At 42.0% G+C, this 16,269-nt stretch carries 17 protein-coding genes; 16 read left to right on the forward strand and 1 reads right to left on the reverse strand.

Features of this window, described 5'->3' with window-relative positions; translation table 11 throughout:
* Window positions 1-643: 643 nt before the first annotated feature.
* Window positions 644-1,012 carry a helix-turn-helix domain-containing protein gene (locus tag ACFING_RS06360; protein ID WP_375630213.1) on the reverse strand — a complete coding sequence of 123 codons (369 nt, stop codon included), beginning with the start codon at window positions 1,010-1,012 and terminating at the stop codon, window positions 644-646.
* 793 nt (window positions 1,013-1,805) lie between these two features.
* Between ACFING_RS06360 and ACFING_RS06365 the strand changes: the two genes are divergently transcribed.
* The 16 genes from ACFING_RS06365 (at window position 1,806) to ACFING_RS06440 (ending at window position 15,748) form a co-directional block, all read left to right on the forward strand.
* Window positions 1,806-2,138 carry a hypothetical protein gene (locus ACFING_RS06365; RefSeq protein ID WP_375630229.1) on the forward strand — a complete coding sequence of 111 codons (333 nt, stop codon included), beginning with the start codon at window positions 1,806-1,808 and terminating at the stop codon, window positions 2,136-2,138.
* A 162-nt stretch (window positions 2,139-2,300) separates the two neighbouring features.
* Window positions 2,301-2,432 carry a hypothetical protein gene (locus tag ACFING_RS06370; RefSeq protein ID WP_375630214.1) on the forward strand — a complete coding sequence of 44 codons (132 nt, stop codon included), beginning with the start codon at window positions 2,301-2,303 and terminating at the stop codon, window positions 2,430-2,432.
* Window positions 2,433-2,445: 13 nt separating this feature from the next.
* On the forward strand, window positions 2,446-2,628 hold the full coding sequence (locus tag ACFING_RS06375) for a hypothetical protein (RefSeq protein ID WP_375621465.1): 183 nt from the start codon (window positions 2,446-2,448) through the stop codon (window positions 2,626-2,628).
* 375 nt (window positions 2,629-3,003) lie between these two features.
* Entirely contained in the window at window positions 3,004-3,174 is a 171-nt protein-coding gene (locus ACFING_RS06380) for a hypothetical protein (protein ID WP_375630215.1), read from the forward strand.
* A gap of 148 nt (window positions 3,175-3,322) precedes the next feature.
* Complete coding sequence (locus ACFING_RS06385; RefSeq protein WP_375630216.1) at window positions 3,323-4,684, forward strand: PBSX family phage terminase large subunit; 1,362 nt, start codon at window positions 3,323-3,325, stop codon at window positions 4,682-4,684.
* The gene (locus ACFING_RS06390; protein ID WP_375630217.1) at window positions 4,669-6,519 is read left to right on the forward strand and encodes a portal protein; all 1,851 of its coding nucleotides are present in this window, start codon (window positions 4,669-4,671) and stop codon (window positions 6,517-6,519) included. The genes ACFING_RS06385 and ACFING_RS06390 overlap by 16 nt, the downstream gene beginning before the upstream one ends.
* 564 nt (window positions 6,520-7,083) lie before the next feature.
* Window positions 7,084-7,857: a hypothetical protein gene (locus tag ACFING_RS06395; protein WP_375630218.1), complete on the forward strand. Its 774-nt coding sequence runs from the start codon at window positions 7,084-7,086 to the stop codon at window positions 7,855-7,857.
* 238 nt (window positions 7,858-8,095) lie between these two features.
* Window positions 8,096-9,214 carry a N4-gp56 family major capsid protein gene (locus tag ACFING_RS06400; RefSeq protein WP_375630219.1) on the forward strand — a complete coding sequence of 373 codons (1,119 nt, stop codon included), beginning with the start codon at window positions 8,096-8,098 and terminating at the stop codon, window positions 9,212-9,214.
* An 83-nt stretch (window positions 9,215-9,297) separates the two neighbouring features.
* The gene (locus ACFING_RS06405; RefSeq protein WP_375621460.1) at window positions 9,298-9,993 is read left to right on the forward strand and encodes a hypothetical protein; all 696 of its coding nucleotides are present in this window, start codon (window positions 9,298-9,300) and stop codon (window positions 9,991-9,993) included.
* A 21-nt stretch (window positions 9,994-10,014) separates the two neighbouring features.
* Window positions 10,015-10,209 carry a hypothetical protein gene (locus ACFING_RS06410; RefSeq protein WP_375630220.1) on the forward strand — a complete coding sequence of 65 codons (195 nt, stop codon included), beginning with the start codon at window positions 10,015-10,017 and terminating at the stop codon, window positions 10,207-10,209.
* Between the two features lie 81 nt (window positions 10,210-10,290).
* Complete coding sequence (locus ACFING_RS06415; RefSeq protein ID WP_375630221.1) at window positions 10,291-10,458, forward strand: hypothetical protein; 168 nt, start codon at window positions 10,291-10,293, stop codon at window positions 10,456-10,458.
* 79 nt (window positions 10,459-10,537) lie between these two features.
* Complete coding sequence (locus ACFING_RS06420; RefSeq protein ID WP_375630222.1) at window positions 10,538-12,001, forward strand: hypothetical protein; 1,464 nt, start codon at window positions 10,538-10,540, stop codon at window positions 11,999-12,001.
* A 314-nt stretch (window positions 12,002-12,315) separates the two neighbouring features.
* A complete protein-coding gene (locus ACFING_RS06425; RefSeq protein WP_375621457.1) occupies window positions 12,316-12,798 on the forward strand; it encodes a hypothetical protein in 483 nt (160 codons plus the stop codon).
* Window positions 12,795-13,934 carry a tail fiber domain-containing protein gene (locus tag ACFING_RS06430; protein WP_375630223.1) on the forward strand — a complete coding sequence of 380 codons (1,140 nt, stop codon included), beginning with the start codon at window positions 12,795-12,797 and terminating at the stop codon, window positions 13,932-13,934. Before ACFING_RS06425 ends, ACFING_RS06430 begins: the two co-directional genes overlap by 4 nt.
* The gene (locus ACFING_RS06435) at window positions 13,931-14,935 is read left to right on the forward strand and encodes a phage tail protein (RefSeq protein ID WP_375630224.1); all 1,005 of its coding nucleotides are present in this window, start codon (window positions 13,931-13,933) and stop codon (window positions 14,933-14,935) included. Before ACFING_RS06430 ends, ACFING_RS06435 begins: the two co-directional genes overlap by 4 nt.
* A gap of 654 nt (window positions 14,936-15,589) precedes the next feature.
* Window positions 15,590-15,748: a hypothetical protein gene (locus ACFING_RS06440; RefSeq protein ID WP_375621454.1), complete on the forward strand. Its 159-nt coding sequence runs from the start codon at window positions 15,590-15,592 to the stop codon at window positions 15,746-15,748.
* The last annotated feature ends 521 nt before the right edge of the window (window positions 15,749-16,269 follow it).

Genomic DNA, 16,269 nt, shown 5'->3' on the forward strand with positions numbered 1-16,269 from the left:
AGTCTGCAAATGAAGTCGAAAGCTAGGATGCAGAATGTGAAAATTGGCACTGTGGGAGAAGCTTTTTGGTGTGTGTGAAGCTTTGTCTTTTGGGTGGGGTCTTTGCTTCGAAGCGGAATTGATCGGTATTTGTAGGAGCTTTCGCTCTTTGTGTTGGAGAGGGATGGGTGTAAGAATATTCAGAAAAGGCTTGCTTGTTGAATCCATTTTTTGAGGGGTATGGTGTGCTGATCTGTCTGAGTGGTTGGTAGGAGGAAACTGCTACAAGATGTTGGATTCTTGACAACGCAGTGTAAGATGCTGGGGGAAAAGTTTCATTTGGTTGCTTTCTGTAAAGATGTAAAAGCGTAAAAACGTGAATACGTAAAAGTGAAGTGAAGGATTTATGCGTTGTATGCTTTTGTCTTGACATGGAATGTGGTCGGAGAACTAGGGGACGCATTTGTGAATGGAGTGGGGAAAGCTGGGATGAAGAGGGGTATAAATCGCGTTGACTGGAGAAAAGTGTGTGAGGGAATATTTTAGGGCAGGGCTTATCTGTCTTGTCTGATAAAATTGCCTTCTTTGAAGTGTTGTGATCTGAAGCTTATATTTTAAGGATGTTGGATATATTGGCGAGGGATGTTGATGGGTGTGCTTTTGTCTAATCAGAAATCAACCACAAGATTGCTTTTTGTTTTTTCGCTTTGAGCTCTCTAAAGTTTTTCAAAAGTGCGTATTCTTTTTCGCTGTATGTGTCTTGATCGTGGTGTAAGGCATGTTCTTTTGTGGGAATATCTGCTGTTAAAAGGTCCGCATAAAAAAAGTTCATAGGAACCTCTAGTTTTTTAGCAATTTCGAGCAAACACCCCGCGCTTACACGATTAGATCCTTTTTCGTATTTCTGGATTTGTTGAAAACTGACACCTAAATAGCTTCCTAATTCCTTTTGAGAAAGTCCCATTGAAATTCTTCTATGACGGATCTTTTTACCTATTGAAATGTCGTTGAAATGTGAATTTTTAGTTTGCACTTCAAGCTCCCCTCCGGTTGCGAGCGCCCTCGCATTGGTATTCCGGGAGTAGTAAAGTACTGAGCTCTAGTCAGCATTTTTGCTTTTAGTGCTTATCACACCTGGACATAGCAAAAACTCCCGGAATCCCAGGACACCCACAAAGTGGGTTCATTCTTACGCTAGAGCTTAGGGCTTTACTATCCCTTATTGATCGTTGCGTGGACGATCAATATATCCTTTGAGTGATAAAGTAATTTCAAGGGATTGGCAAGAACAATTAAAAGATTTTCTAGTCTGTTATATTGTAAAATAGGGATGTTTGGGGGGGTGGTAATCTGATGTTAGTAGGGGAATTTACTGGGGAAGAGGTTGGATGATAGTTTAAAACCGGTGCGGGGTGGAAGCTTTATTCAGCAGAGGAAAATTTGCTTTTTGAAGTCGAATTGTAGATCAGAGCTTATCTGGCGTGTTTGATGAAACACCATTCTTTGAAGTGTGGGATAGCCATATGAAATAATCAGCAGGGAAATCTGATAGACGAGAAATCAGCTTGTTGACAGACCCGTGTTTACAGAACGGTGCGGGGTAGTAATTTGAGCGTTTCGTTTCGTTTTTTTCTGTAAAGATGGAAAAGCGTAAAAACGTGTATCTGTAAAATTATGCGGAGGATTTGGGCTTTATGTGGGCTCTTGTCTTTTAGGGTGTGGTCTCATTTTTTTTAATTGTTGAATGCTTGTTAAATTTTGTTGCTGATTTTCATGTCATTTTTTGTGTTTGAGGTTTTGGTTTCTCTTTAGTTGGAAGGAACATGATGATGGTAGATGAACATTGTCTTCCCTTACGTCGAAGAGGGCGGAAAAAAGGGGCTTTAAATAAAACAACAAAGCGATTTAATGAAGCTCTTTTGACAGCGGCGGAGCAGGCTGGATATCACTATGGTGAAGATGGGCTGGTGTCTTATCTTCAGTATCATGCGTTGAATAATCCCGTACCTTTTTTTTCGCTGCTGGCAAAAGTGTTGCCTCTTCAGGTTACGGGAGAAGCAGGGGGAGATGTTAAAACAGTTTCGCGTATCGAGATTGTACCAGTGAAGCCCAAAAATACTGAACCGGAGAAGCTTGATCCTTTGGTCACTGAGGCTTGAAGTTACGAGAAAATATTGGGTTGGGCATATGATGTTTAAGGGATATTGTCTTTGAACGGGAATGCTAGATGTTTGTCTGAAAGCTTATGATTGAAATTGCGGTGAGGGGCGTGTGCTTTAGGCGTGTGAGCTGTGAAGTTGTTGGGCTTTGGTGGGGGATGCATGAGGACGTGGACTGGAGGAGACTTCGGTGCATATGGTGTTTTTTGGGGGTACATGGCGTCTGGGGTGGTCTGTTTGAAGCGGCGAGGGCAAGATGCTTTTATGGCGATGCGTGAGGGGCGCGCTACCTGAAAGATGTTGGGGAGTGCTTGATGATATTTGCTGTTTTGGACATCTGGTGAAGATTTGGTTTTTTCTCGTTATTGAAGGTGTGGAGATATCAAAAACAGTTTCGCGTATTGAGATTGTACCAGTGAATGCAAAAAATAGTGAACCGGAGAAGCATGATACCTCGATAACTGAGGCTTGTGATATTGAAAAATGTTAGGCTGAGGTGGGTGATGTGGGGTGATGTCTTGCAAGGGGGCTGCTTTGGTGATTGCCTATCTTGAGGGGATTGAAGCGGAGGCTATCGTGTTTGTGGGCGCTCGTGATATTGGGAAGGGGCTTTGATGAATGATGCCGTAAGGGCCCGTGTGCTGGAGGGAATTTGGTGCAGGGTATTTGTGTGGTGGATATGGAACAGTGTTTTGATGGGTGAGGGGCATGAAACTTGAGAGAAGTGTTATGCTTGCCTGATGCATGTGTTTTGGTGGGGGTATCTTGGGGGATAAAGTGTGAGGATTGGTGATGCTTGAGAGGCATGATATTGGAGGATGTTGGGCTTTGGATATGCCTGAGAGCCATGTGCTGAGGCTATGATTTGGTTGGGGGATACCTTGCTTGTGGTTGGGGGATGACAGGCGCGGTGTTTGAGGGGGGGTGTTGGGGAAATAGGGACCTTTGGGGAGATAATGATCTTTGGGGGGATAAGGACGTTGGGGCGCATAGGTGGGGTCAAGGGGATCTCATGCAAAAAAGTGAAATTTATTGAATATTAGGATGAAGAAAAGATAAAGCGCTGCTTTTGAGAAGGGCGTTTTTCGTTCAATTGCTCTTTTCGTTCAATTGCTCTGGGATCATTAAACTTGGGATAAGCAAAAGGGTGCAGCGCAATTATTGCTAAAGTATGAAAATTTATAATGACAACGGTTCAGAAAATTTCTCAAAAAATTGAGCAGAAAACGGCTCAAGTGGCTCTTATTCCAAAGCTTATTCCTGTTTTTACTGGAAATGCCGATGTGCGAGCCGCTTGGGGAGGACGCGGTTCTGGAAAAACACGTTCTTTTGCTTTGATGTCGGCTGTGGTGGGATATCGCCATGGAATGGCTGGAGAACGCGGTATTATTCTTTGTGCACGGCAATTTCAAAATTCTCTTAATGAAAGTTCTTTGGAGGAAATTAAACGCGCTATCGAAGCTTATCCTTTTTTACAAGACTATTATGAAATCGGCGATAAATATATTAAATCAAAAGATGGACGGATTGTCTATGTGTTTGCTGGGCTTGATCGCAATATCGCAAGTATTAAATCAATGGGACGCGTTTTCCTTTGTTGGGTCGATGAAGCCGAGCCCGTGACAGAAACTGCTTGGCAAACACTTATTCCAACTTTGCGCGAAGAAGGAAAAGATTGGAATGCAGAATTATGGGTCACATGGAACCCATGCCATGAAAATGCAGCCGTGGAAAAACGTTTCCGAAATGTCGATAATCCTCATATCAAAGGGGTGGAAATCAATTGGCGTGATAATCCGCAATTTCCTGAAAAACTCAATCGTGATCGAATGGACGATTTGCAGCAAAGACCAGAGCAGTATAACCATATTTGGGAAGGCGAATATCTCCAAGCTGTCCAAGGGGCTTATTATCAGAAATGTCTGCTGGAAGCCGAAATGGAAGGGCGGATTACCACTGTTCCACGGGATCCTTTGATGCAGGTGAGAATCTTTTGGGATATCGGGGGAACAGGAGCAAAGGCCGATGCTACCGCATTGTGGGTGGCGCAATTTGTTGGACGTGAAATCCGAGTGCTCGATTATTATGAAGCCCAAGGACAACCTCTCTCAGAGCATGTGGGCTGGGTCTTTCAAAGGGGATATGAAAAGGCTCTTATGGTCTTGCCTCATGATGGCGCAACAAAAGATCGTGTCTATAATGTGAGTTTTGACAGTGCCCTTCAACAAGCCGGTTTTCAAACCAAAATAATTCCTAACCAAGGAACAGGCGCTGTGAAAATGCGTATCGAAGCCGTACGGCGGTTGTTTCCTGCACTATGGTTTAATCGTGAAACGACATGTGCGGGGAGAAAAGCGCTTGCTTGGTATCATGAAAAGCGCGACGAACAGCGCAATATCGGACTAGGGGCTGAACATGATTGGGCTAGCCATGGGGCCGATGCCTTTGGACTGATGTGTGTGGCTTATGAACAACCAAATGCTAGAGTGCGAAAAAAACCTTATCGCTCGTTTCACCATTCTCAAACTTCATGGATGGCTTTTTAATGAATATGTCTACAAATTCTTCTTTTGATCAAATCGAAACGCTTGAAAATCAAGCTCTCTTTAAAAAACTCGTGGGTTGGTATCAGGATGATATTGATCATGTCGAAAAATGGCGAAAAAATGCCCAGGAAGATTACGATTTTTATAATGGACGGCAATGGAATGAGCAAGACTTGGCTGTCTTGCACGAACAAAACAGACCCGTGATGACTTTTAACCGTATTGCGCCTTTAATTAATGCTGTGATCGGGGCTGAGCGCAATAATAAAAGACAAGTCCAATTTATTCCACGACAAGAAGGCGCAGCCTTTGCTAATCAGATTCTGACAGGAGCAGCCGAATGGTTTCGCGATGAAGCCGATGGCGAATACGAAGATTCCGATGCCTTTCAAGATGCAATTATTTGCGGTATGGGCTGGACAGATACACGCCTTGATTATGAACAAGATCCCCAAGGAAAACCAATCATTGCGCGGCTGGACCCTATGAAAATGGTGTGGGATGCAAGTGCTGTTAAGTCTAATCTCATTGATGCTCAACGCTTATGGTATATCGATGAAAAACCTCTTGCCGTAGCGCAGCAAATGTTTCCAAATGTTCATTGGAGTGATCTTCATGCGGATTGGGTGAAACATCAGAGCTTTTTACAGCCAACCAGCGATGGGATGACACAAAGTTATCAGTCCGAGAGGGGGTATCAAGGAGAAGAGGGGAGCGGCTATCAACGTCCTAAAATGGTGACATTGGCAGAATGTCGCTGGTTTGAACGCGAGGTGGTTTATAAAGTCCTTGAGCCTCAAAGTGGAAGGTTTGTCGATTATTCAGAGCAGGATTTCCAAAATTTAAGCAAAACCTTTCCTCATGTTCAAGCAACAAGGTTGAACAGAAAAATTGTCAAACGGGCATTTTTAGGTAGAAAGCTGCTTGAAGCGCCTGATAAGCCCTTGGTTCCACCCAATCAATTGGGATGGGAGTGTATTACCGGTACTTTTGATAAGTTAAGTCGGCAATTTTACGGAATTGTGCGCCCTACAAAAGATCCGCAACGGTGGGCAAACAAATATTTTAGTCAAGTAATGCACTTGCTCAATAGCCAATCAAAAGGCGGCATTATGGCAGAACGCGATGCTTTTGATGATGATCGACAAGCCGTCGAGAGTTGGGCTAGAGCTGATAGTATTACTTGGTTGAAAAGTGGGGCTGTGTCTGGCGGAAGAATCCAACCTAAACCCGTGGCGCAATTTCCGCAAGGGTTTTTCCAATTGTTTAATGAAGCAAAGAGTGCTCTCGAACAGGTGACGGGGTTGTCTTCTGAATTTATTGGGACGCGAGCTGTCAATCAGCCTGGCATTCTTGAACAACAACGGCGACAATCGTCACTTAATCTTTTGGCTTCCTTTTTTGATGGGTTGCGTCGATATCGGCAACGACAGGGAAAAATTATTCTCTATCTTATTCAAAATTATCTCTCCGATGGGCGGTTGGTGCGTATTGCTGGTGATGAAAATGCCCAGTATGTGCCGCTGACACGCGAAATGGTGACAAGCTTGGAATATGATATTGTCGTGGATGATGCGCCAACAAGTCTTAATGAAAAAGAGCGTACTTTTGCATTAATCATGCAATTGCTTCCTTTGATGCAAAATTTTGCAACGCCAGAGATTATGCTCGATCTCTTACGCTATTCGCCTTTACCCGCTTCACTTATTCATAAAATTGCGATAAAGGCGCAAAACTCTTTTCAAGAAGAGCAAAATGCTTCAGCGCAGATGGGGGGTAATGTGGGAACAGAGCAGATAATGCAGATGTTGCAGACAGTAAAGGCTCAACAATAGGACGCTTTGTCATGCGCGACTTCTGATAAATGCCATATATCATAAATTGCTTATCGATTTTCGTAGTGCATGGGCTCCCTTTTCTTAAAAGACCTGTTTTATAGGGCAGGATTGTTGGGAAAAGCAAGGTGGAGAGGGAGTTTTGCCGTCATGTGGGGTGATGGTGGGGAATGGTGGGCGCAGAATGGGCTTATCGATTTTTGTAGTGCATGGGCTCCCTTTTCTTAAAAGAACTGTTTTGTAGGGCAGTGTTGTTGGGGGAACGCAAGGTAGAGAGGGAGGCTTGCCGTCATGTGGGGTGATGGTGGGGAATGGTGGGCGCAGAATGAGCTTATCGATTTTCGTAGTGCATGGGCTCCCTTTTCTTAAAAGAACTGTTTTGTAGGGCAGTGTTGTTGGGAAAAGTAGGGTGGAGAGGGGAGTTTTGCCGTCATGTGGGGTGGAGAGCATTGGGGGGAATGTTGGAGCCAAAAGATGGGTAAGCATTAAGGGGATAAATGCTTATGGAGCTGTTTTATCTGAAAAATTTTATTTTATTGTTTAAAAAAAGAGAAGGCTAATGTCATGGATCAAGAACACTTAACGCCGGCAGAACAAAACCAATTGAAACAAGATTTTCTGGTCTCAACACAAGAGGGAGAAAATGGTGAAATTGCAAGAGAAGAAAAAACTCTTGAAGATAATTTTCAAGGGCAAATGCTTCAACAACAGGACTCTTCGCAAAAGGCTGGAAAAAAGGTTCAAGGGGGAGAAAATGCTGCGCCAGATCCACAAAAAGACTTTATGGGCTATATGCAATGGTTGGGAAAAACACTCCAAAAACAAGGGCTTTTACATGAAAAACAACAGCCTTCTCTTGGTTTGGAAGCAGAACAGTTGCATGCATTTTTTCAGCAGTCTGTTGCTAGTGTTAAACAAAAGCATCATGATTTTGATCAAGCAGCTGATTTTATTTATGAAACGAGGGCTAAACAGTTGGCAGCTTGTGCTTCGCTCTATCCTGAGATGGCCGATCCCAAAAATATTGATGCGTTGATTGGTGATGAGTTGAAGCAGATCTTGCGCGATTGTGCGCAAAAAAATCAAAATCCGGCTGAAGTGATTTACTCTATTGCACAAAAAATTGGCTACACAAATGTTCCCAATAACATGGGTGAAAATTTACAGGAAAGACACAATTCTGCACGTACTCTTGCTGCTTATAACGGCTTGACTCCAAATGGGCCGATTTCTTTGGATATGCTTGATAAAATGTCAGAAGCAGAGTTTAGCGCTTGGGTTGCTGATCCTAAAAATAAAGCTGCTTTTAATCGTTTAATGGGGGGAAGAGAATTTTAAAAACAAGAATGTGAGGGGGGGCGGGAACGTTAAGAGGCTTTTAGCGTAGGAGAATGCGAGGGGATTTCTCAAAGCACGGATGTGGTGAGGAGAGCTCTTATAAGGAGGAGGCAGACGCTAACAGAAATTAGATAAAACTCACGAACAACCTATTCACCATCTGAAATGAAATGTGGTGTTTTGAGCGCCCGGCGCTTTGCCGGGTTTTTTTATGTCAAGAAAACTTTTAGAGGATAAAATGACCGTAACTTATATCGGACTTAATGACCCAATGGCAGTGCGCACATGGTCTAAATTACTAAACCAAGAAGTCTCAAAAGCACTTCCAATTGCACCGTTGATTGGAAATGATTCAAACAGTATCGTACAATTAAAAGATGAAACCACGAAAGCAAGTGGGGATGCTATTAGCTTTAATTTGCGTGTGCAGTTGCTAGGCGATGGGGTGAGCGAAGGGCAGACATTGGAAGGCAATGAAGAAGCTTTACAGTTTCTCAATGATCGCTTGGCAATTAATGAACTCGTTCATGCTGTGCGTGTCAAAAATGAGGGAACGATTGATCAACAACGAATTCTCCATGATTTGCGCACCGAGGCAAAAAATGGTTTGGTTGATTGGTATGCAGATCGTCTGAGTATGATGTTCTTCATTCAAGTTTGCGGGTATACCGCAAAAACAATTAACTTTGAAGGACGCACGATTACCCTTAAACCAGTTCATTATGGGTTTAATGCGCCAACGGCACCAACCAATAAACGTGTGGTACGTCCTAATGATAAAGCAAAAGATGAGGACTTAAAAGAAGACGATGTTTTTGATCTCAGCTTGATTGATAAAGCAGTTGAACGGGCTAAATTGGCAAATCCTAAAATTAGACCTGTGCGGATTGATGGCGAAAATGTCTATGTGCTTTATCTACATCCAACCCAAGTGACACAATTGCGAACCAATACTGATGCGGGGCAATGGCTCGACATTACTAAGGCAATCTATAGTGGAAGTCGTATCAAAAATCCGCTCTATGATGGGTCTTTGGGCATGTATAATGGTGTGGTTTTACGCGAAGCTGAACATATTACCGAAGGGGTTGAATCTGGGATGGCAAATAAAGCTGTACCAAATGTGCGGCGGGCTGTTCTGCTTGGTGCGCAGAGTGCTGTGATTGCTTTTGGTAAAGATCGAGGAGCAACACGCTATAAATTGGTGGAAGAACTCTTCGACTATGAAAGAGAATTCGGGGTCGCGGCAAAAACCATTATTGGGATGAAAAAAACTTGCTTTACCTTGCCAGGAAGTACGCAAGGGGCTCAGGATTTTGGCACTATCGTCATCCCAACTTATGGAGCGCCCGCTTAAAGCGAATGTTTGCTCTCTTCCCCCAACAAGAGGGATCTGTTGGGGGAAAAATTTAAAATGCTTCCAGAAACAAGGACAGGCTTATGACCACTTTATCCACTGATCCCCAAAATCTAAACCTTACACATTCAGACCATTCTAAAACTTTTGCTTATATGGTCGCGCTTATTCAAGATGAAATTGACGATACAACAGCGGAATATTCCCTGCAAATTCAAGATTCAATTTTTACGGCTTTGCGTTTGTGTGAACGCGAACCCTTTTTCTTTAATGAAAAAAGAGAAAGGACGTTTAAAACACAAAGTGGTAAAACATGGTATGGGCAAGAAGAAGGGGTTTTTATTGAAGCAGAAAAGAGTTTGGAGGGCGTCTTTTTAGTAACAAAGAGTGCAACACCAACAAAGTTGTTCTTTAAGCCCTTGGAAGTGTTGCATCAACAATATGGTATGCATCCTGCGCTAGGAACGCCATTCTTTTATACCTACCTTGATCAAAAAATAGGACTCTTTCCAACACCAGAACATGTGGAAGCTGTACAGCTTTCTTATGCTCCTGTTCATTTTGCCGATGAACAGCTGAAAGAGGATGATAACCCTTGGTTGATTTATGCTTTTGATCTTATTAAAGCACGTGCAAAATATGAACTTTATAAAAATATTCTTAAAGATCCTGAATATGCCGCCGTTTCTTTCAGAGATTTTCAAGAACAGCTTCAAGCTTTGCGCATTGAAACATCGCGCCGAAAAGGTTCTTCAAAGATTCGCCCAATGCGTTTTTAAAAAGTTCATTTCAAATCGTTTATGGCTGGCGTTGAAGGTTGGTTTGTCATTGGTGGCTGGTTTGTCACTTATGGCTGGATACACGCGTTGGGTGTTGATGGTGAAGGGCTGGTGGATGGCGTTGGGGTGGCCATTATTGATGGTATCGTTTTTTTTGGTGCGTTAAACAACTTTAGGTTGTTTATTTTGTTGAATTTTATGCCTTTAGAGTTTTAAGGGCTTTTGTGGTTTTTTATCCATAAGCCTTGGTGTTTTGAATGGCATTGAGCTTTTCAAAGGTTTTATGGGGGGCTTTTGATGGCTCTTTCCCCCGTCATTGTGGGGGGTGATTTGCGGGCAGTTGATTTTGGTTTGGCGCTGGTGGATGGCGTTGGGGTGGCCATTATTTATGGTATCGTTTTTTTTGGTGCGTTAAACAACTTTAGGTTGTTTATTTTGTTGAATTTTATGCCTTTAGAGTTTTAAGGGCTTTTGTGGTTTTTTATCAATAAGCCTTGGTGTTTTGAATGGCACTGGGCTCTTCAAAGATTTTATGGGGGTCTTGATGGCTTTTTTCCCAATCGCTGATTATCGACCCGATGTGGCGGATATCAATGGAATTTTTACCGATGAACTTGTTAATGTGCTCCCGGCTGATGGCTCCTATATCCCTATGCCAAGTTTTGAACCTTTATCAGAGCCTTGTCCGGAGCCAATCTTAGGCGCTCTTGCGGTTAAAACAAAAAATGGGGTTTCTATTATTGTCGGGACAAGAGAAAAAATCTTCTTGCTTGATAATACAACAATGAACTGGAAAGATATTAGCCAAAAAGGAAAACCTTATCTGGCTAATGTTGATGCTCCGTGGTCTTTTGCTTTGTTTGGTGATTTGATCATTGCGGTGAATGCCAATGATAAACCACAAGTGATTGATATTAACCATGATAAAACATTTAGAAATTTAGGAGGAAATCCACCACAGGCAGGGATTGTTCGTGTCTGGGGAGATTTCGTTTGTTTGATGAAATTAACCGAGTATCCAAGAAGGGTTCATTGGTCTGGATTAAATGATGCTGAATTTTGGACCGTGGGGAAAAAAAGTTGTGATTATCAAGATTTTCCTGATGGCGGATTCGTCCAAGGGGCAACGGAGACAACAAATCCAATTATCTTTATGCGTTCTGCAATCTATGCCGGTTCTTTTATCCCTGGCTCTAAGATTATTTTTAGTTTCCAAAAAATCCACGATAAACGAGGCGCAAAAAATGCTGAATCAATTGTTTGTAGAGGCGATTTAGCATTCTTTGCCGATGAGGGCGGGTTTTATCAAATAACAAATGAGGGACAGATTATACCCATTGGGTTCGAAAAAGTCGATCGAACGATGACCGCAAAATCAAGGAAGGATAATTTGTACACTCTATCTGCTGCTATCGATGGGGTGTATAATCGTGTTTATTGGATGGTTGATTCTGATGAGAATCTTCATAAACGTATCTTGCTCATTTATGATTGGGGATTGCAAAAATGGACAAAAGCTCTCGTCGATATCAAAATGATATTGCCTATTTTCTTAGCCGGAACAACCCTAGAAGGTCTTGATTTTGTGACTAAGAATATTGATGACTTGTCCTTTTCTCTTGATAGTAAAGCTTGGAAAAATGAATCGCCTATTCTGGGGGCATTTGATCAACAGGGGAGACTGGGTTCGTTTTCTGGGTGTCCTATGGCTTGTGTCGTGACATCACAAGAAATGGGGCAGACAAATGGCAGGATAACACGGGTGAAAAATATTATGCCTCAAGTCAATAGTGGAAAGTTTTATTTGTCTGTGGGAATGCGCTTTCGACAATCTCTTGAAGAGGAAACTGTTTGGTTGCCAGAAAAACAGCCCTCTTATAATACTGGGCAAATTCATTGTCGTGCAAGGGCACGGTTTTATCGCTTTAAATTGCGTATTCCTGAAGGGGTGAATTGGACTCATGTCACTGGATTTGATGTGGAATTGACGCGGGCAGGCATGCGATAGGCATGCCCTTTTGTAATACCATGCGATAGGCTCAAACCTCTATTATTAAAGAACAAATGCCCCATAGACTTCCCAAGCCTTTATAAACAAAGGCACAATGCGATAAGCTGTGTCTTTATAATATGAAGAACAAGGTGGTGCGTTATGTTTCATGCTTTTCTGCGATAAAGGAAAATAGGCTGCACCATGGTTTATTTTTATAAAGAAAAAAGTTCCCTCTTTGTTGTGACAAAAGGATAATGGGGCTTTTTTTCTTTTATTGTGCGGGGGCATGGAATGCGTGAAATGCGTAGGGGGATGTTATTTGAGGGGAGATGAGTGACAAAGCTAAAAGAGCTAAAATTATGATACAAGAGAGTCAAGATTTATATTCTGCTTATCTGACAGAGCAGTGGCCATGGGAAAAAATAGCTCCCTATCAAGAGGCTCTTAATGCTGCATTGAAAAAATATGTTCAGCGCTTTCCGGATGATGTTTGTCTGGAAAAAATTGCTGAAGAAATCGCTACAGGACAAGCACAATTGTGGCTGGTCTTAAAAAATAAAATCCAATTTAGTGCTTTTGCAATTACCAAAGTTGAAATAACCCATACGGGAAAAAAATGCGTCGTTCTCTCTGATCTTGCTGGAGAGGGAGGGCTGAAATTGGTCAAGTTGATTGATGAAGTCGAAAAATGGGCGCGAACAATCAATGCTGAAGAAATGCACATGTTTGGAAGAACTGGATGGGCGAAAAAGCTCGCTCATCACGGATATTCTCGTAATCTTATTCAATATAGAAAGGTTCTGAACCCATGAGTAGAAAAACCACACCTCAAGTGCAAACAACAACACAAACAAATGCTCCACCTGCTTGGGCGGCTGATATTCTTAAACAAGCCAGTGCTGATGCACTTGGACTTTATAATAAAGGAATTGGCGGAAACGTTTATCAGGGAGACAGAGTCGCTGGTCTTAGCAATATGACAAAAAATGCGCTGACCGGTTTACAACAAGCAGCAGGGCTTTATAACAATCCAACGGTAACGCAATGGTTGAATGCCCCAACCAACAGCGCTACAAATCTTTCCGGTATGGCTAAGGGAAGCTGGATTGGAAGCAATAGCAAATTTAATACTGCATTGCAAAATGCTCTGAATAAAACATCCGATGCAATTAATCAATCGATGTCGGGAGCAGGACGTTATGGTTCTGGGGCTCATACTGGTGTGCTGGCCGATGAGTTAGGCGCCTTGGCAACAAATGCTGCAGCACAGCAATATAATCAAGATATTAACAATATGATGAATGCCAACCAGATGATTGATCGCTCTCAGAATGATCAAGTTAATGCGGCAAATAGCTATTATCAAGGACAGAGTAACGTGCAAAGCAATGCTTTGAAAGGGGGTATGATTCAAGATATAAACCGCCAAAATGTCTTAGATGCTGAACGCCAAAAATGGTCAGAAAAAGATAATCAAGATTGGAACCGATTGCAAAGTTTGTTACAGGTAGGAACACAGGCTGCTGGAAATTACGGAACGACTTCAGGAAAATCCACGACAATGCCTTCTGTGACAAAAGATCCATTGCGTGATGCGCAGCAAGTACTTGGATTGGTCGGAGGAATTTTAGGGCTTTGTGATGTGAGAGCAAAAGAAAATATTATCCCTGTGGGGCAGAAAAAGGGATATCCACTTTATACCTTTAATTATAAGGGAAATCCACAACGTTATCAGGGCGTTATGGCGCAAGACGTGTTGCGTGTGAACCCTGAAGCTGTTTATGTCAATGCGAAAACAAAGTTATTGCATGTTGATTATGACAAAATAGGCCTGAAAATGGAAAAAATGAAAATGGAGAAAATACCGGCATCTAAAAATAAAATTGCGGCTTTCTTTTCTTCATTTTTTGCTCGTTTTCCCTTTTTGAAAAAAGAGTATCTTCTATGAGTTCGATTTATGATTGGTCAATTGTTGCATCAGAAAATGCTTATGCCGATGAGAGTATAAACTGGGCAGAAGGGCAACCTCCAAGCACAGTCAATGATAGTGCTCGCGCTATGATGCAACGCATCAAAGAATATTTGTTGGATAATGGGGGCGGGATTGAAACACAGTTTACTGTTGATGTGGAAAACGAGAGAACGTCACTTCGTTTGGCAACAAAGTCTTTTTTTGAGACTTATATGGATGGCATTGTTGTGCGCTTTAAAGCACAAGGCGTCAACAGAGGAATAACAAATATTTCTTTAAATCAATTGCCGCCAAGACCAACTTATATGGCAACGCCAGAGGGTATTATGCCTTTAAAGGGCGGGGAAATTCAAAAAGGGGGGCTTTATGAAGTCGTCTATACGCGTGATATTGCCGGAAAAAATGCTGATGGCTGGTTTTTAACCAATCCTACTATAAAACTTCCTGAAATTCCGCCCTTTCCTCCTTTGCCTGAAACTTTTTCTTCTGGATTTATCGGGACTTTTGCTACAGAAAAAATACCCTCTGGATGGTTACTGTGTGATGGTAAAGAATATTCGCGAAGGAACTATGCTAATCTCTTTGCTGTTCTGGGAGAAACATGGGGAAAAGGAGACGGGAGAACAACATTCAATGTTCCCGATTTGCGTGGAATGTTTTTACGGGGGCTCGATAGTGGAAAAGAAATTGATAAAGGACGTCGCTTGGGAAGCCGACAAGAAGAGTCTTTTCAATCCCATACCCATGAGGGAAAAACAGATTCGACAGGGAAACACCAGCATAGTTATCCAAAGGTTCAACAAAAGATTATAGAGTTAGATAACAGGGCTTATCCAATAAACGTAGCTGTATTGTATGGATCAAATTGTTTGACAGATTCTGCGGGAGAGCATGAACATAAGGTCTTGTTGCAAAAAACAGGGGGTGATGAAACACGCCCCGTCAATATGGCGGTGGTTTATGCTGTCAAAGCCTGAGAATGAAAGCTGTAGGAGAGAAAGATAAAAATGCTAAAATGTTTGTTATGAAAAAAAGTCTTATTGAATATATTGTGTAGAAAGTTTTGATGCGCTTTAGAAAAAACTTAACTCTCTTTATTTTTTGTGCTGCCTTTGTTGGATGTCTAAAGGTAAGTTTGCCTATTGTTCTTTAGAGGATCAAGACAGTGATTATTGAAGGTAGGGGGAGAACAAAAAACCTTTCTTTATTCATGGCGCTTTTTGCTGAGGAATAAAGACTTTATCCCAAATGCCTCTCTCTTGTGGTGTCGTGATACAGTATTTCAAGTGCTGGGTTTAAACCGCTGCTGTGCGATGACAAAAAACCCATGGGTAAATTTTATCCTATTATAGCGTAAAGTACCGTCATTAAAACACTATTATTGAAGGTGGTGATATCAGTAAGATAGCTTAAAGTATTTAATACATTAGCAAATGTTCTGGGGAGGATTTGCTCGTAGAGTTTTCATGCAAGTGAACCATATAAGTGAGTAGCAGACGGAATCCTTTCAGAAGAGTTGGATTGTTTACAAACCGATGTAGGGCTAAAATCTTCGTCTTTTTAGGTGCGGAAAGAGGTCAACGGATATGTTTATTTAAAGCGAGAAAAAGCAAAATGGAGCGCTCCCTTTTTTGGCAAAGCGTGTAGGAAAAAAGCCACTCTTTGTTTTCAAAATGGGTGCACTGTTGGCAAGAGCAGCAGGTTGGCGATGCGTTGTAGTACATGGTGAGGCATTGAACCCTCTGAGATGGCATTTTGTGCTTATCAGGCAACTTCTTGAAACAGGATGAGAGTGATACGAGAAAATCTATAAGACAATAGTTTATCCCGTTGTGTTGTAAAATACCATTGTTTGAGATGTGGTTAAAATTTTATGCATGGGGTGTTTTTCATCTGTGCGTATTCCTAACGCAGCATTTTTTTGTAGAATAACTCTGGACAGGGGATACATTACAAGGATGCATTTGAAGGGGGAAGCCAAGTCAAATCTGTTAGATAAGAAGCCAGATTGTTTACAAACCATTGTTTATTGATTGCCATTATTTAAAGACCGGTGTGGGCTTTGTCCTTTTGGGAAAGGTTGATACAGCATGCAAGGTGACATGCATTTCTCTTTGGTTTTAGGTGGTAAAATCATCATTTTAGGTGGAAAACAGAGTATAATCTAAAAAAATACCTTGTAAAAATTTTCGATGAGGAATTTTTTTTCAAAAGCTTTTCATATGGTTGTCTGAGGTTGTCTGAGGTTGTCTGAGGTTGTCTGAGGTTGTCTGAGGTTGTCTGAGGTTGTCTGAGGTTGTCTGAGGTTGTC

The sequence above is a fragment of the Bartonella sp. AP150HLJHH genome (assembly GCF_042196385.1).
GTDB lineage: Bacteria > Pseudomonadota > Alphaproteobacteria > Rhizobiales > Rhizobiaceae > Bartonella.

Excerpts from the sequence above, each read along its gene's own strand:
- ACFING_RS06365 (WP_375630229.1), top strand. The coding sequence starts at position 1,806 with ATGATGGTAGATGAACATTGTCTTCCCTTACGTCGAAGAGGGCGGAAA.
- ACFING_RS06370 (WP_375630214.1), top strand. The coding sequence starts at position 2,301 with ATGAGGACGTGGACTGGAGGAGACTTCGGTGCATATGGTGTTTTTTGG.
- ACFING_RS06385 (WP_375630216.1), top strand. The coding sequence starts at position 3,323 with ATGACAACGGTTCAGAAAATTTCTCAAAAAATTGAGCAGAAAACGGCT.
- ACFING_RS06390 (WP_375630217.1), top strand. The coding sequence starts at position 4,669 with ATGGATGGCTTTTTAATGAATATGTCTACAAATTCTTCTTTTGATCAA.
- ACFING_RS06395 (WP_375630218.1), top strand. The coding sequence starts at position 7,084 with ATGGATCAAGAACACTTAACGCCGGCAGAACAAAACCAATTGAAACAA.
- ACFING_RS06400 (WP_375630219.1), top strand. The coding sequence starts at position 8,096 with ATGACCGTAACTTATATCGGACTTAATGACCCAATGGCAGTGCGCACA.
- ACFING_RS06405 (WP_375621460.1), top strand. The coding sequence starts at position 9,298 with ATGACCACTTTATCCACTGATCCCCAAAATCTAAACCTTACACATTCA.
- ACFING_RS06410 (WP_375630220.1), top strand. The coding sequence starts at position 10,015 with ATGGCTGGCGTTGAAGGTTGGTTTGTCATTGGTGGCTGGTTTGTCACT.
- ACFING_RS06415 (WP_375630221.1), top strand. The coding sequence starts at position 10,291 with ATGGCTCTTTCCCCCGTCATTGTGGGGGGTGATTTGCGGGCAGTTGAT.
- ACFING_RS06420 (WP_375630222.1), top strand. The coding sequence starts at position 10,538 with ATGGCTTTTTTCCCAATCGCTGATTATCGACCCGATGTGGCGGATATC.
- ACFING_RS06425 (WP_375621457.1), top strand. The coding sequence starts at position 12,316 with ATGAGTGACAAAGCTAAAAGAGCTAAAATTATGATACAAGAGAGTCAA.
- ACFING_RS06430 (WP_375630223.1), top strand. The coding sequence starts at position 12,795 with ATGAGTAGAAAAACCACACCTCAAGTGCAAACAACAACACAAACAAAT.
- ACFING_RS06435 (WP_375630224.1), top strand. The coding sequence starts at position 13,931 with ATGAGTTCGATTTATGATTGGTCAATTGTTGCATCAGAAAATGCTTAT.